Origin of the sequence: Rhodococcoides kroppenstedtii, assembly GCF_900111805.1 — a bacterium.
Lineage (GTDB): Bacteria > Actinomycetota > Actinomycetes > Mycobacteriales > Mycobacteriaceae > Rhodococcoides > Rhodococcoides kroppenstedtii.
Map to the genome: position 1 here is coordinate 214,345 of NZ_FOJN01000002.1, position 15,191 is coordinate 229,535.

Here is a 15,191-nt window from a genome sequence, read left to right on the forward strand (position 1 = left end):
CCTGGCCGGAACCGGCCGCGATCGGCTCCCGGGAAGTTCCCGGGTTCGTCCCGGGAAACACACGGAGTCGAGGTCGATCCTGGGCGTCATGAGCGAGAATGCCGTGGTGACGATCGATCGAGCTGCCGGCGCCCCCGAGGCGACGGTCCTGGTGGTCGACGACGAGCCGACCATCGTGGAGTTGCTCGCTGTCAGTCTGAAGTTCCAGGGCTTCGAGGTGCACACGGCCCGCAGCGGTCCGGCGGCGATCGACGTGGCGCGCAGCCTGCGCCCGGACGCCCTGATTCTCGACGTCATGATGCCGGACATGGATGGGTTCGGGCTGCTGCGGCGACTCCGGGCCGACGGCATCGACGCGCCGGTGCTGTTCCTCACCGCGCGGGATGCGGTGGAGGACAAGGTCACCGGGCTGACGATGGGGGCCGACGACTACGTCACCAAGCCGTTCAGCCTCGAGGAGCTCGTGGCGCGGCTCCGGGTGATTCTCCGTCGTCGTTCTCCGGGGACCGAACCGCAGCCGTCCCGGCTCACGTTTGCCGACATCGAGCTCGACGACGACACGCGGGAGGTGTGGAAGGCCGGGGAGCCGGTTTCCCTGTCGCCCACCGAGTTCACCCTGCTGCGGTACTTCATGGTCAACGCCGGAACGGTGCTCTCGAAGCCGCGCATCCTCGATCACGTGTGGCACTACGACTTCGGCGGCGAGGTCGGTGTGGTCGAGTCGTACGTGTCCTACCTGCGGCGCAAGATCGACACCACCGAACCGCGCCTGCTGCACACACTCCGCGGGGTGGGGTACGTGATGCGGATGCCGCGGCGGTGAGGGGCCCCGGATCCGTCCCGCTGCGGGTCACCCTGGTCGCGGCGTTGCTGCTTTTGGTCGCGGTGGGTCTCGCGGCCTCCGGACTCGCGGTGACCACCGCATTGCAGAACACCCTGCTGGCCCGCGTGGACACGCAACTCGAGGAGGCCGCGTCCGGGTGGGCACGCCCGCGCGAGGACCGCCCACCCCCGCCGTCGGGTGACATCGGGCCGGGTCGCCCGCCGACGTCGTTCTACGTCCGGTCCGTCACCGCCGACGGCACCGTGCGCACGTCGATCAACGACAACTCCTCGCCGGGACCGGATCTCACCGCGGCCGGGTCCCCCACCCCGGTGACGGTGGGATCGGCGGGCGGTGGCGACGAGCAGTGGCGCGTGGTCACCGTCTCGAACCAGGACGGGTCGACCACCGTCGGCGTGTCCCTGGCGGAGAACGCCGCGATCGTCGGACGCCTGGTCGTGTTGGAGGTCTCGATCGGCGCCGGCGTCCTGGTCGTGCTGGGCGTCGTGGCCTGGTGGGTGGTGCGACGCAGCCTGCGTCCGCTGCGGGAGGTGGAGGCCACGGCGGAGGCGATCGCCGCGGGAGACCTGCATCGCCGTGTTCCCGAACGGGATCCGCGCACCGAGGTCGGTCGGTTGTCGGCCGCGCTCAACGGCATGCTGGCGCAGATCCAGCAGGCTGTCGCCGAGTCCGCGGCCTCGGAACGCACGGCGCGGGAATCCGAGGATCGGATGCGACGGTTCGTCGCCGACGCGTCGCACGAACTCCGGACCCCACTGACCACCATCCGCGGGTTCGCCGAGTTGTATCGGCAGGGCGCGACCACCGACGTCGAGCTGATCATGACCAGGATCGGCGGCGAGGCGGCACGGATGGGGATGCTGGTGGAGGACCTCGTGATGCTCGCGCGTCTGGACGCGGAACGTCCTGTCGCCAGCGCACCCGTCGACCTGTTGCAGATCGCGGCCGACTCCGTCCACGACGCCGCCGCCTCGGCCCCCGACCGGACCGTGAACCTGGAGGTGCTGCCGAACAGCGGTGTCCCGGAGGTTCTCGGGGACGACGCGCGGCTGCGCCAGGTGCTGGGCAATCTGGTGAGCAACGCGCTGCGTCACACGCCGCCCTCAGCGGTGGTCACGGTGGCCGTGGGGACGGTGGGGGAGTCGGCGATTCTCCAGGTGCGCGACACCGGGCCGGGACTGTCCGACGAGGACGCGACACGCGTCTTCGAGCGCTTCTACCGAGCCGACCGCTCACGCACGCGCGAGAGCGGCGGCAGCGGGCTCGGACTGTCCATCGTGGCGGCTCTCGTCGCCGCACACGAGGGTCGCGTCACGGTCGACTCGGCGCTCGGTCGGGGGGCGACCTTCACCGTCGAACTTCCTCTGCTGCAGCGTGAGTCGACGACGGGGTTGCGGACGGAGGTCTGACCGTCGCGGCCACTCGGCGAAGGTTTTCCGCCGTCAGTTCGCGATCACCGCCGAAGACGAAGCGGTCCGGTCGAACGAGCAGCCCGCGCACCCGCGCGCGACGCATCCGGCGTTCGAGCACACCCTCGCTGTCGATCCACTGACCCGGCGGGACGCGGTGCGAGGCGAGCGCATGCGCCGACACCAGACGTATCTCGGGCACCCCGGCGTCGGCGAGAGCGGTCGGGATGGGTGAGTCGGCGAACCCCAGCCAGGCCCACGAGGAACCGTTCGACCTCGAGGAATCGTCAGTGTTGGGATCGAGTGTCCGGCCCGGTCGACGTTCCGGGCCGGACCGTCGCGAGGGGCCGGGACGACAGGTCCCGAGCCTCGTCGTCGTCGAGACCGAACATGCGCAACAGGCCCAGTGCGCACGACGACGCCGTGGCGTCCGGATCGACGGACGGGTCCGACGCGAGAAGATGCAGACAGCCGAGGATCGCGCCCGCGGTGCAGGCGAGAGCGGTGTCGAGATCGCCGGGCAGGTCGAGGCGTCCACTCGCGCGGGCGGCCTCCAGACCGGCCGCGGCCCGAGGAGCGAGAGCGGTGTCGCGAGCGAGGAACTCGAAGCCGAGCCGCCGGAGGATTTCCGAACCTCCGCGGTGCGTCGTGCGCAGGAGCAGGGTGGCTCGGACGCCGTTGGCGAACAACAGGGCCGGATCGGCCACATCCGCGTTGACCTGGTCGAAGGTGGCACCGAAGTCGTCGAGGGTGGACGCGACGGCGGCGTCGAACAGCGCGTGTTTGTCGGCGAAGTGCCCGTACAGTGTCCCGACGCCCACGTCGGCCCGGGCGGCGAGTTGCTGCACGCTCGCGGCCGTGCCGACGTCGCTCGCCAGGTAGTCGCACGCTGCCGCGATCAGGCGTGCACGGGTGTCCTCCCGTCGACGACGGTGGCGATTGTCGCTCCGAGGGGAGGAGCTCATGCCGGTCTCGATCGGAACAGGGCGCTCCACGTGGACACCGCGGCACCTGCGAGCAACCCCCCGGTCAACACGAACACCGCACCGGCGCCCGCGGATCCGGCGATGGCGCCCGCCGCCAGCGGAATCACCACCTGCCCCAGCCGATTGCCGGTCAACCGGAGCGACAGGGCGGAGGCGCGGTTGGACGGGTTCACCAGCCCGGCCACCCACGTCATGGTCAACGGTTGCGCCAGTCCCCAGAAGAACCCGGCGATCGACACCAGGATGCCGACCACCCACGGGTGGGGGAGCACGGGCACCAGAACCATCGGCAGCGCCGAGCACAGACTTCCCGACACCAGGAGCCAGTTCCGCGGCGCCACCGCGAGCAGTCGGGTGAGCAGGGTGCGCGAGACGATCGCGGCGACCGACCGTGCGGTCAGGATGACCGTCACCACCAGCACGCTGTAGCCGTGGTGTTCACCGAACACCGGAAGGTACGCGATCATGAGGTCCATCGACGTCAGGATGATGAGGCTGGAGAACACCGCCGGCCGCATGCCGCGCGTGGTGAGCATCGCGCGCGCCGACTGGGTCTCGTACTCGGTGCGCACCTGCCCGGAGTTCTGGCGGATGGTCAGCGAGGGTGCCGCCGTCAGAGCAGTCGCGGCGGCGGCGACGCCCAGCATGGCGATCAGCGCGCCGGTGGTGTCGACGTGCCCGACATCGCTGCGCGAGGCGAGAATGCCCACCACCGGAATACCGATCGACTGACCCACCGAGATCCAGACCGTGAGACCGCCGAATCTGCGGTCGTAGTCCTCCGGCCGTGAGCGGACCGGGACGTAGCCCTGACTGGAGACCATCGTGAGGATGTGGCTGAAGCCCAGCAGGACGCAGCCGACCGCGAGAATAGGAATTGCCTCGCTGGCCATCACGATCGCCACGGCGACGAGGGACAGTGCCGTTCCCACGCGGAGGATCGTGGCGGCGCGTCGACCGTCGACCGCGCGGCCGATGCGCATCGCGGCCACCAGGGGAACCAACGAATAGAGGGCGGTGAGCACACCGACCGTCACGCCGTCGCCCCCGAGTTCGAGGGCCTTGTAGGTGATCATCACGCGCACCGCGGCGTAGACGGCCTGGACGAGTGCCGTGGTGGCACACAGCATCACGAACCACGATCGCATCATCGGAGACGAACCTACGCCGACAGACGCGCCCGGAACTACACTCTGCCCGTGCATCGCATCTTCACCACCCCGGTCTCCTCGGTCTACCCGCACTACGTCGCCAAGGCGGAGCGCAAGGGGCGGACCAAGGACGAGGTCGACGAGATCCTGCGATGGCTCACGGGCTTCGACGACGCCGAACTGGCCCGTCACCTCGCTGAGGACACCACGTTCCTCGACTTCTTCGACGCGGCGCACCTCAACCCGAACGCACCGCTGATCACCGGGTCCGTGTGCGGGGTGCGCGTGGAGAACGTCGAGGACCCGCTCATGCAGAACATCCGCCGACTGGACAAGCTGGTCGACGAGCTGGCCAAGGGCCGTCCGATGGAGAAAATTCTGCGGACTTGATTCGGCGGCACCGGGCGGCACCTGCCTGGATGTACACGACTCGGCCCGATCGACGGAAACCCGCCGATCGGGCCGACCTGTGTGCGCTGGGGCAGGTCGATCCAAGGAGAGCCCCGCGTGTCGTCCGGGTTACGCGAGTGAGCACAACGAAACACGGTGGTGTTCCAGCGATGACCAACCGGACACGCGCCGAGCGTGTACTCGATGTCGAAGGCGCACCACAGGTTTCGGTCCAGCGCCTTCCACGACTCCGGGAGGCACGCCATGGCCGCGTTCGATCAGACCATTCTCGACAACATGTCCGCCTCGCTGGCGGAGATCCCGCACCCGTCGTTGCCCAAGGGCAGCACCATCTACGGCGGCACCAAGATCTTCCCGGACTACAAGGCGGAGAACGGCGAGTCCTACTTCACCCTGGTGCACGGGATCGCGCACGAATCGTCCGTCAGCTTCGTCGCCGTCCTCCAGGCCACCCGCGCGCTGCGGAAGGGCTACGAGTCGGCGATGTACTTCTACGGCCCCGGTGCGATCAACTGCCTCGCGACGCGAGGGTTCCCCACCACCGGTGACTCCGGCTTCCCCGGCGAGCAGAACATCAACGACGCGCTGGCGACGTTCATCTCCGAGGGCGGCACCGTTTTCTGCTGCCGCTTCGGGCTCGCGCTGCACGGCGGCCGCGAGGAGGACCTCATCGAGGGTGTCGTGCCCGCGCATCCGCTCGACGTGCAGGACGCGCTGATCCACTACGCACGCAAGGGCGCGATCATCAACTCCACGTACATGGTCTGAGGGGGCGAGACCCGTGTTCGACGCCACCGTACGAACGAGGAACCACCGGGTGGACCTCGCGCTGCTGGGCATCCGGGGAACGCCCCCGGTGCGACGGACGGCCGGGGCGGGCCCGAGCGACGACGGTCATCTGAGCATCGAGGGACTGGGTGCCGCGTTGCCCCGCAATCCGGCGAGTCCCTATGTACTGGAGGGGGATCGGGTCCTCTTCGACGGCGACGACATCGGTCTCGACGTCGCCGCGATCGCTCGGCCGGCGTTCTACGACCTCACCACCGACGACGGAGTTCCCTACGAGAAGCTCGCCAAGCTGCACGGCATCGGCGTTCTCGCGAGCACCGTAGTGCAGACCTGCATCCGCTACGAGGAGTCACAGCGCTGCCGTTTCTGCTCGATCGAGGAGTCGCTCCGCTCCGGGGCCACCGTCGCGGTGAAGAAGCCTGCGGACCTGGCGGCGGTCGCCGAGGCCGCCGTACGTCTGGACGGCATCACGCAGATGGTCCTCACCACAGGGACGTCGGCCGGGCGCGACCGCGGCGCTCTGCACCTGGCCCGGTGCGTACGCGCGGTGCGCGCCGCGGTGCCGGACCTGCCGATCCAGGTGCAGTGCGAACCCCCTGGTGACCTGGCGACCATCCAGGAGCTGTACGACGCGGGTGCGCGCTCGATCGGCATCCACGTCGAGTCGCTCGACGACGACGTGCGTCGCCGCTGGATGCCGGGCAAGGCGTCGGTGTCCCTCGCCGAATACCGCGCGGCGTGGGCCGAGGCGGTAAGGGTGTTCGGCCGCAACCAGGTGTCGACCTACCTGCTGGTGGGCCTGGGCGAGAATCCCGACGAGCTGATCGCGGGTGCCCGCGAGCTGATCGAGATGGGGGTCTACCCGTTCGTCGTACCGTTCCGGCCGCATCCGGGAACGCTGGCGGTCGACGTGGACGGGGCCGGCGCACCGTCCGCCGAGCTGCTCTCCGACGTCAGCGTCCGCGTCGCCGCAGCGCTGACCGAAGCCGGCATGCTCGGCGCCGACCAGCAAGCGGGGTGCGCTGCCTGCGGCGCCTGCTCGGTCCTGCAGACGATGGGCGGCTGACATGACCGTCGACCTGTCCATTCTCACCGGGCCACCCGCGACGCCCACCGCACCGTTCCTGGTGCGGCAGGCAGAATCGGTCGCCGATCTGGCCGCGTACCGGTCGCTGCGCCGGCAGGCCTTCGTGGTCGAGCAAGGGCTGTTCGACGGCACCGACCTCGACGAGGTGGACGACGATCCCCGCACGGTGGTCCTGGTGGCGACCGCTCCCGACGGCACGATTCTCGGCGGCGTGCGTGTCGCACCCCGCACGGAACCCGACTCCGGCTGGTGGGCGGGAAGCCGACTCGTCGTCGCGCGGGGGAGTCGTCGCGGCGCCGTGGGTCCGGCACTCGTGCGAGCGCGTGCGCGTTCGTGGAGACGGCCGGGGTGCTGCGGTTCGACGCGGTGGTGCAAGCGAGGTACGCGGCGATGTTCGCGTCGATCGGCTGGATCACGACGGATCGGACCGCGGTGCACGGCACGCCCCACGTGGTGATGCGGTGGCCGATCGGTGCGGTGCAGCGACTGGTCGACTCGACCAAAGCCGTGCTCGCCACCGCACTCGCGCCGTTCGCCGACGCGCGGGTGGGGCTGGGCGGCAGCGGGTTCCGCGGTGACGACGGTGCCCCCGTGCCCGGCTCCGACCTCGTCGCCGCGTGCGATGCCATCGTCCCGTCGATGGTCGAACGCGATCCGGAGTGGGCGGGATGGTGCGCCGCCCTGGTGAACGTCAACGACCTGTCGGCGATGGGGGCCGCTCCGGTCGGCCTGCTCGATGCGGTCGGCGCGCCCACGGCGTCGCATCTCGCGCGCGTCGTGCGCGGTCTGGCCCGGGCGTCGCAGGTCTGGGGCGTTCCGGTGCTGGGTGGCCACACGCAGGTCGGGGTCCCGGCGGCCCTGTCCGTGACGGCACTCGGACGAACGTCGTCGCCGGTGCCCGCGGGCGGGGGTCGGGTGGGCGACCACCTGCGTCTCACCGTCGATCTCGGCGGTGGCTGGCGCCCCGGATACACCGGAACGCAATGGGATTCGACCTCGACCCGCTCGTCGGACGAGTTGCGCGCGATGGGCTCGTTCGTGGCGCGGGCCGCCCCACATGCGGCGAAGGACGTGAGCATGGCGGGCCTCGCCGGCACCGCGGGCATGCTCGCCGAGGCGTCGGGCACCGGCGTGGAACTCGACGTGACCGCGATCCCGCGGCCCGACGGCGTCGAGACGGGTCGCTGGCTCACCTGCTTCCCGGGTTTCGCGATGATCACGGCCGACAGCCCGGGACACACCGTCCCGGATGCGGGTCCGGCCACCACTGCCGTCTGCGGACGGCTCACCTCCACTCCGGGCGTCACCTTGCGGTGGCCCGACGGAGTGACCACCACTGCGGTCGAGTCCGCAGTCACCGGATTGGGACGAGCATGGTCACGATGTCCGTAGCGGCGGAACGGTTCGGCCGCGACATGGAGGAATCCTTCGCCACCATCGGGCGCCTGATCGACGAGGCGCGCCGCCGAGACACGTCGTTGCTGGTGCTCCCGGAGGCATGCCTCGGGGGTTACCTGCCGAGCCTCGGCGGCGGCGACGAGTCCGAGGAGACCCGACAGCGCCGACTCCGCAACCTGCCGCCGGCGCTGGACCTCGACGGTCCCGAGATCGCTCGCGTGGCGGCGATGGCCGGCGACATGGTGGTGACGTTCGGCTTCTGCGAGGCCGACGGAGCGGACCGCTACAACGCGGCCGTGACGGTCCACGGGGACGGCGTGCTGGGCTCGTACCGCAAGGTGCACCAGCCGCTCGGGGAGAACCTCTGCTACGCAGCCGGTTCCGAGTACCGCGCGTTCGACACCCCGGTCGGTCGGATGGGGATGCAGATCTGTTACGACAAGGCCTTCCCGGAGGCCGCGCGCGAGCTCGCGCTCGACGGCGCCGAGATCATCACCTCCCTCTCGGCCTGGCCGACGTCCCGGACGGGGCGCGCGGAGAACATGGCCGACGACCGGTGGACGCACCGCTTCGACATCTACGACCGGGCCCGCGCGCTCGAGAACCAGGTGGTGTGGGTGGCGTCGAACCAGGCCGGATCCTTCGGCTCGCTCGACTTCGTGTGCAGCGCCAAGATCGTCGGACCGGGCGGTGAGGTCCTGGCGGGAACCGGGGTGCGCCCCGGTCTCGCGACGGCCACCCTCGACGTCCGGGACGCCATCGCGGCGGCACGCGGCGGAGGCATGTACAACCTGCGCGACCGGCGACCGTCGGTGTACGGCACGTTGGTCGACCACGACAGCATGTCCCGCGTGGATCGGGTGATGAGCCGTGCCTGAGATGACCTTCACCGTGCGCTGGCCCGACGGACGTCGACGGCGGTACTGGTCGGCGTCCCTCGTGATCACCGAGCACCTCACCGTCGGTGCTCGATACGACGTCGGGGGTGGGCGATGACCGAGCATCACACCGCCGTCGTGATCGGCGCGGGCCAAGCCGGACTCTCGATGAGTTGGCACCTGACGCAGCGGGGCGTCGACCACGTGGTCCTCGAGCGGGACACCGTCGCCCACGAGTGGATCGACGGCCGCTGGGACAACTTCACGCTGGTGACCCCGAACTGGCAGTGCGTCCTGCCCGGATACGCCTACGACGGTGACGATCCCGACGGGTTCATGACGCGGGATCTGGTGTACGACTTCGTTCGTCGCTACGCCGACTCGTTCGACGCGCCGGTGCGCGAGCACGTGGCGGTCGACTCGCTACGGCAGCGACTCGGCGGCGGCTACCACCTCGAGACGTCGGCCGGGGCGATGACCGCGGATCAGGTGGTGGTGGCCGTGGGCGGATACCACCTCCCGTCGATTCCCCGCCTGGCGGAACGCATCTCACCGGAAGTCGCGCAGATTCACTCGTCGGAGTACCGCAACGGCGCCGCGCTGCCGGACGGCTCCGTGCTGGTCGTCGGGACGGGCCAGTCGGGCGCCCAGATCGCCGAGGATCTGCATCTCGAGGGGCGGCAGGTGCACCTGGTCGCCGGGTCCGCACCGCGCGTGGCACGGTTCTACCGCGGACGCGACTGCGTGGCGTGGCTTCAGGACATGGGCGTCTACGACGTCTCGATCGCCGACCATGCGGGCGGACTCGCCAAGCGCGAGAGCACCAACCACTACGTGACGGGACGGGACGGCGGGCGCGACATCGACCTGCGTGCCTTCGCGCTCGAAGGGATGCGCCTCTACGGGCGGCTCACCGACGTCGACGCAACCGGCATCCTGCGAATCGCGCCAACCCTCGAGCAGTCGTTGGACGCCGCGGACGCCGTGGCCGACGGCATCAAGAACGACATCGACGCGTACATCGACGCCGCCGGCATCGACGCGCCCACCGAGCCGCGCTACACCCCGGTGTGGCGACCGGACGTCGAACCGACCGAGCTGAACCTCGCCGCTGCGGGCATCACGTCGGTGGTGTGGGCGGTCGGGTTCCGTCGTGACTATCGGTGGGTGAAGGTCGGGGTGTTCGACGGCGAAGGCCATCCCGCCCACGTCCGTGGCGTCACCGGTGCCGAGGGTCTTTGCTTCCTGGGTCTGCCGTGGCAGAACACCTGGGGGTCGGGACGTTTCGCGGCCGTCGCCCGCGACGCCGAGTACCTCGCCGAACACCTGGCGTCGATCTCCTCCCGCGAGCCGGCCGGGGTCTGAGGGCGCACCGTGGTCACGATGCGCGTCGGGGCGCTCGCCGGGCATTTCGGACGGGACGTCGACCGATGTGTCGACAAGGTCGTGGGGATCATCGAGGACGGTCACCGCCGCGGGGTCGATCTGATCGTGTTTCCCGACGCGTGCCTCGGCGGTTACCTGGGCGACCTGAGCGACCCCGACGTGGACGACCTGCCGCCGGCGCTGGATCCCTCCGGCCCCGAACTGACGCGGATCGTCGGGGCCGCCGGCGGCATGACCGTCTGCCTCGGCTACACGGAGTGTGCCGCCGGCGAGCGCTACAACGCGGCGGTCTGTCTCACCGGTGACGGGATCCTTGGCTCGCACCGCAAGGTGCACCGACCTGCCGGGGAGCATCTGGCCTACGCGGCGGGGGAGTCGTTCTCCGCCTTCGACACTCCCGTCGGGCGCATGGGGCTGCTCATCGACTACGACAAGACGTTCCCGGAGGCCGCCCGCACCCTCGCCCTCGACGGCGCCCGCGTGATCGCAGCACTGTCCGCGTGGCCCGCCAGCGTCACCGACCGGGCGTCGAAGTTGGCCAACGACAGGCAGTCTCGCCTGTTCGACCTCTACGACGGAGCGCGGGCGGCGGAGAATCAGGTGGTGCTGCTGTCGTCCAACCACACCGGTGTGATGGGTTCCCTGCGGTTCCTGGGGCAGGCGAAGGTGGTCGGCCCCGGCGGCGAGGTGCTGTGCCGCACGCGGGACAAGGGCGGCCTGGCGTGGTGCGACCTCGACATCGACGCGGAGGTCGAGCGGGCCCGCCGCACCCTGCATCACCTGTGCGAACGGCGTCCGGAAACCTATCGCTCCCATCACCGTGTCGACCAGGGGGACCCGTGCGTGTCGCACTCCTGACCTACTCCACCAAGCCGCGGGGCGGCGTCGTGCACACCGTCGAACTGGCGGAGGCGCTGGCCGCCGCCGGAGCCGACGTCACGCTGTGGTCGCTCGCACGCGGGGGCGACGAGGGCTTCTACCGTCCGATCGATCCCGCCGTCACCGTCCGGCTGGTGCCGTTCCCGCACCGGGAGGGCGAGTCGGTCGGTGACCGGATCCTGCGCTCGATCGCGTTGCTCGGCAGCGCGTTCGAGGCCGGCTCCGCGGACATCGTCCACGCCCAGGACTGCATCTCGGCCAACGCCGTCGGGCGCTGCATCCGCACGATCCATCACCTCGAGACCTTCACCACGCCCGCCCTGGCCGCCTGTCACGAGAAGGCCATCGTGCAGCCCTACGCGCATCTCTGCGTGTCGCGGTCCGTCGCGGACGAGGTGGCCGCGGGCTGGGGCCTCGACCCGACCGTCATTCCGAACGGTGTCGACGCGGCGCGATTCGCGACGGCGCACGGCGACGAGTGGCGGGCCCGACTGGATCGGTACGTCCTCGCCGTGGGCGGGATAGAACCGCGGAAGGGCAGCCTCGACCTGCTCGAGGCGTACGCGGTGCTGCGCGAGCGGCGTCCGGACGTGCGGTTGGTCTTCGCCGGGGGCGAGACCCTGTTCGATTACCGCGACTACCGCGCGCGGTTCGACGCGCGGCTCGCCGAGCTGGGCGGGACACCGCCGGTGGTCCTGGGCACCGTCGACCACGACGTGCTCCCGTCCGTGGTGGCCGGCGCCGCGGCGTTCGCGTTCCTCTCGACCAAGGAGGGATTCGGGCTGGCCGCGATGGAGGCGCTGGCGGCGTCGGTCCCCGTGGTGGTCCGCGACCTGCCGGTCTTCCGGGAGGTGTTCGGGCACGCCGTGCGCTACGGGGGGTCCCCCGAGGCGACGGCCGACGCCCTGGAGACGGCGATGGACTCGAATTCCCTGGCGGCCGCGGGGCGTGCGCTTGCGGGGTCGCTCACCTGGGCCGACGCCGCGGCCCGACACCTCGAGTTCTACGAGCGCGTGGGGTGACGGGCCCCACGGGCATGCCCTGGTGCACACAGATTCGCCCAATCAGCGGGATCCGGTCTATCGGTGCGACTCGTGTGCGCTCAAGCAGGTCGATCAGGAGGTGACGCGCAGCCGGGTCTCGAACTCCCGCTCGAGGTCGCGCCAGGACTCCGCCTCGGCGTCGAACGGCGGGCTCGGCGCCATCCGACCGGGCGTCGGCTCGAGGATCCCCGATACCAACCACCCCAGCGGCGTGGACGGTGCGAGTGCCTCCTCGACCGACGAGTCGCGCGCGAAATCCGCTGCGTCGGAGACGAGTTCGACGGCCAGATCGAGCTGGTCGGCGTCGACGGCCTCGGGTCCGCGAGCGAGGTCGTCGGCGATGCCCGGCAGAACGTAGACGTTCTCGTCGGTGACCGTCACGTCGAGGGAGCCGTCGATCGCCGCGGTCCGCACGTCGTCGTACGTCTCGAGGGAGGCGAGGTCGTGCTCGTGGTCGTCGGCGAGGTAGCGCGCGAGAGCGCGTTCGCTGGTGAAGACCAGGATGGCGCCGGAGCGGCCGAGGAAGATCGGCTCGTCGTCGAGGTAGCAGCGCAGCGTGTAGTACGTGTTCTCGCCGGTGATGATGCGGATGGGGTCGATGCCCACCGAGGCCCAGAAGTCGTCCTCGTCGAGATCCTCCTCGTCGAGAGTGTCCTCTGCGTCGTCGGCACCCCGGCTCGCCGATGCCCCGCCGACGGCGGGAATCGCGGCGGCGTCGGTGCGGGGCTCGACGTCGAGGTCGGGATTGTCGGTCTCGTCGGGTGCGTCGGCATCGACGATGTTCTCGGCGGCCGCGACGATCTCGGCGTCCGCGTCCGCCACTGCCTTGTCGTCGACCTCGGGGGTGGTGAGCACGCCGTCGATCTCGTCCAGGACGTCGTCCCACCCGGTGGCCAGGGCCGCGCCGATGCGATTCCACAGCTGCTTGCCCTCGCGGCCGACGAACGCGTCGGCTCCCCGTCCGAGCACGGCGAAGAGGTGGTTGGCCGAGAAGTAGCGCGTGACGGTGTCGAGTTCGCAGACCTCACCGAGGGTGCGCGCCATCCCCAGTGCTCGGGCGAGCTCGATCACGGTCTCCTCGGTCGGCTCCTCCGCTGCGAGCTCGGGGACCCCGACGAGGTCGTACACGTGATCGTCGTCCGGCTCGATGTGCTCGGCGGACAGGGCGCGCACGGTGCGCCACTGCGGATGGTCGACCAGATCGTTGTCGTCGTCGGCGCGGATGAACGCCGCGAGGTGGGCGACCGACGGGAAGGCGAACAGCGCATCGTCGCGGCCGAGGAAGGCCTCCCACTCCTCGCCGTCCTCGCGCCATTCCGGCGCCCACAGGGTGACCAGGTCGCCGGCGGTGACTCCGAGCTCGATCGGGACGATGTCCTGTGCCATGCGCGCGAGCCTATCTCAGCGCCGGGGCGGTGGCGGTCCGCGCACCGAGGCCTCATTCCGTGGGCCGATAGAACCCGTGAAAGGCCATGCCCGCGTTGGTGGTTCGGACGGGTGAGACGGACACCGGGTCGCCCGCCTCGACGAGTTGCCCGTTGCCCACCACCATGGCGACGTGGCCGTCCCAGACGGCGAGATCTCCGGGCATGAGGTTCTCCACCGACACCGGGCTCCCGACCGACTGCTCGGCCGCGAGGCGGGGGAGATCCACTCCGGCCTGGCCGTACGCGCTCTGCGTCAGGCCGCTGCAGTCCAGCCCTTGGCCGGGCGTGGTGCCGCCCCAGACGTACGGGGTGCCCTGCTGCGCGAGGGCGAATCGGACGGCCTCGGCCGCTCGGGCGTTGGGCGCCAGCGCGGTGGAGCCGTCCGGCAGCACGACCTCGCGGCCCGTACCTCCGGCGGCGGGGTCGTAGGCCCGGTGTCCGGGTGCGGACTCGGCGGGTCCGGCGTCCGGCGTGCCGGGCATCGGGTCGAGCGTGCGCTGGAGGAACCGCTCGACGTCGGTGACGAGGGACGGTGGGCCCGGCAGGGAGGGCACGACCGGCGGAACCAGAGCCGCCACCTCACCGCCCAGCGCATCCAGTTCCGCGCGGACCCGAGCGGCGACGGCGGCCGCCTGCGCGAGGGCCGTGTCCGCGAGTGTCGCCACGGCCGCGGCCCCGGCCGGGGTCACGGCGGTCGGCAGCAACGGCGTCGCGGCCGCGACGAACGAGGACGCGATTGCCCCGACCTCGGCGGTTCCGCGCGCGACCACCTCGCAGGCCCGAGCGGCGAGCGACGCCAGCGCCTCGGATTCGCGCGCCAACGCCGTCGCGGCCTCGGCGGCGCGGGCCACCAGGTCACCGGCGGCGGTGGCGGCGGGACCGGACCAGTCGACGTCGTCGACCGCGGTCCGCAGCGCGGAGCCGACGGCATCGGCGGCCTGCGCGCCGGCCGCGAGGACGGTGTCCACGGAGCCGGGCGGCAGGACGCCACGGCCCATCTGGGCGAGCACCCCGTCGATCGGGGCGAGCAGGGAGTCGAGGCCGGGCACCGTCAGGGTGACGGTGATCGTGTCCGGTGCCGGCTCGGCGGTCGCCCTCATCCGCGCAGGTCCGCGGCCGTGGCGTCGTCACCCTCGGTGTACGCGTGCGCGGCCGCCCCGACCCGCGCGCCGACGGCGTCGACCACCTCGCCGAGCGAATCGAGCGACGCGCAGTGGCGGCCGACGGCCTCGCCGAAGACGGCGGCGAAGGCGCCCCCGATCGGGCCCAGGGCAGGACCCACGACGGCGGCCGCGCGCCCGGCTCCGGCGACGTCCGCCGTGGTCGCGGCGGTGCGGTGCAACGCGGCAGCCAGGGCGAGCAGATGCTCCGGGTCGACGTGGACGGCGGGGGTGGTCATGGGCGTGTCCTTTCTCGAACGGTCGCGGCACCGCCCGCGCACGGAGCGGCCGCTGTCGTCTTGGACGCCGCGCCGCCGGTTCCGGTTCCGCCCTCTAGGGTCGA

The 15,191-nt window shown here is 71.0% G+C and carries 15 protein-coding genes and 1 pseudogene; 11 read left to right on the forward strand and 5 right to left on the reverse strand.

Annotated features, from left to right (window positions below; all coding sequences use genetic code 11):
• Positions 1-88 precede the first annotated feature (88 nt).
• Positions 89-823: a response regulator transcription factor gene (locus BMZ18_RS03140; RefSeq protein WP_068366261.1), complete on the forward strand. Its 735-nt coding sequence runs from the start codon at positions 89-91 to the stop codon at positions 821-823.
• Positions 820-2,253 (forward strand): sensor histidine kinase, encoded by a 1,434-nt coding sequence (locus tag BMZ18_RS03145; protein ID WP_068366258.1) that lies wholly within the window; start codon positions 820-822, stop codon positions 2,251-2,253. The genes BMZ18_RS03140 and BMZ18_RS03145 overlap by 4 nt, the downstream gene beginning before the upstream one ends.
• 287 nt (positions 2,254-2,540) lie before the next feature.
• Here BMZ18_RS03145 and BMZ18_RS03150 read toward each other — a convergent pair whose 3' ends face one another.
• The gene (locus tag BMZ18_RS03150) at positions 2,541-3,218 is read right to left on the reverse strand and encodes a TetR/AcrR family transcriptional regulator (protein ID WP_068366255.1); all 678 of its coding nucleotides are present in this window, start codon (positions 3,216-3,218) and stop codon (positions 2,541-2,543) included.
• Complete coding sequence (locus BMZ18_RS03155) at positions 3,215-4,387, reverse strand: MFS transporter (RefSeq protein WP_068366267.1); 1,173 nt, start codon at positions 4,385-4,387, stop codon at positions 3,215-3,217. Before BMZ18_RS03155 ends, BMZ18_RS03150 begins: the two co-directional genes overlap by 4 nt.
• A gap of 51 nt (positions 4,388-4,438) precedes the next feature.
• Between BMZ18_RS03155 and BMZ18_RS03160 the strand changes: the two genes are divergently transcribed.
• From BMZ18_RS03160 to BMZ18_RS03195, 9 genes and pseudogenes are all read left to right on the forward strand, one after another.
• The gene (locus BMZ18_RS03160; RefSeq protein WP_068366252.1) at positions 4,439-4,780 is read left to right on the forward strand and encodes a DUF2200 domain-containing protein; all 342 of its coding nucleotides are present in this window, start codon (positions 4,439-4,441) and stop codon (positions 4,778-4,780) included.
• A 264-nt stretch (positions 4,781-5,044) separates the two neighbouring features.
• Positions 5,045-5,569, forward strand: a complete 525-nt coding sequence (locus BMZ18_RS03165) for an MSMEG_0572/Sll0783 family nitrogen starvation response protein (RefSeq protein ID WP_068102031.1) — start codon at positions 5,045-5,047, stop codon at positions 5,567-5,569.
• A 49-nt stretch (positions 5,570-5,618) separates the two neighbouring features.
• Positions 5,619-6,656, forward strand: coding sequence for an MSMEG_0568 family radical SAM protein (locus BMZ18_RS03170; RefSeq protein WP_244516397.1), 1,038 nt, complete (start codon positions 5,619-5,621; stop codon positions 6,654-6,656).
• A gap of 1 nt (position 6,657) precedes the next feature.
• A pseudogene (locus BMZ18_RS03175) lies at positions 6,658-8,069 on the forward strand (MSMEG_0567/sll0787 family protein).
• Positions 8,051-8,953: a carbon-nitrogen hydrolase family protein gene (locus tag BMZ18_RS03180; RefSeq protein WP_068365869.1), complete on the forward strand. Its 903-nt coding sequence runs from the start codon at positions 8,051-8,053 to the stop codon at positions 8,951-8,953. The pseudogene BMZ18_RS03175 and the gene BMZ18_RS03180 overlap by 19 nt, the downstream one beginning before the upstream one ends.
• Position 8,954: 1 nt before the next feature.
• A complete protein-coding gene (locus BMZ18_RS20150) occupies positions 8,955-9,071 on the forward strand; it encodes a hypothetical protein (RefSeq protein ID WP_503629793.1) in 117 nt (38 codons plus the stop codon).
• Positions 9,068-10,318 carry an MSMEG_0569 family flavin-dependent oxidoreductase gene (locus BMZ18_RS03185; RefSeq protein ID WP_068365870.1) on the forward strand — a complete coding sequence of 417 codons (1,251 nt, stop codon included), beginning with the start codon at positions 9,068-9,070 and terminating at the stop codon, positions 10,316-10,318. Before BMZ18_RS20150 ends, BMZ18_RS03185 begins: the two co-directional genes overlap by 4 nt.
• Positions 10,319-10,336: 18 nt before the next feature.
• The gene (locus BMZ18_RS03190) at positions 10,337-11,197 is read left to right on the forward strand and encodes a carbon-nitrogen hydrolase family protein (protein ID WP_371828476.1); all 861 of its coding nucleotides are present in this window, start codon (positions 10,337-10,339) and stop codon (positions 11,195-11,197) included.
• Complete coding sequence (locus BMZ18_RS03195; protein WP_068365872.1) at positions 11,179-12,240, forward strand: MSMEG_0565 family glycosyltransferase; 1,062 nt, start codon at positions 11,179-11,181, stop codon at positions 12,238-12,240. The genes BMZ18_RS03190 and BMZ18_RS03195 overlap by 19 nt, the downstream gene beginning before the upstream one ends.
• A 93-nt stretch (positions 12,241-12,333) precedes the next feature.
• Here the strand turns inward: BMZ18_RS03195 and BMZ18_RS03200 are convergent, their stop codons facing one another.
• Genes BMZ18_RS03200 through BMZ18_RS03210 form a run of 3 tightly spaced genes read right to left on the reverse strand, consistent with a single transcriptional unit; the run spans position 12,334 to position 15,087 of the window.
• Positions 12,334-13,647, reverse strand: coding sequence for a SatS C-terminal domain-containing protein (locus BMZ18_RS03200; RefSeq protein ID WP_068365873.1), 1,314 nt, complete (start codon positions 13,645-13,647; stop codon positions 12,334-12,336).
• Between the two features lie 52 nt (positions 13,648-13,699).
• The gene (locus tag BMZ18_RS03205; RefSeq protein WP_068365874.1) at positions 13,700-14,788 is read right to left on the reverse strand and encodes a C40 family peptidase; all 1,089 of its coding nucleotides are present in this window, start codon (positions 14,786-14,788) and stop codon (positions 13,700-13,702) included.
• Positions 14,785-15,087, reverse strand: a complete 303-nt coding sequence (locus tag BMZ18_RS03210; protein WP_068365875.1) for a type VII secretion target — start codon at positions 15,085-15,087, stop codon at positions 14,785-14,787. The genes BMZ18_RS03205 and BMZ18_RS03210 overlap by 4 nt, the downstream gene beginning before the upstream one ends.
• Positions 15,088-15,191 lie beyond the last annotated feature (104 nt).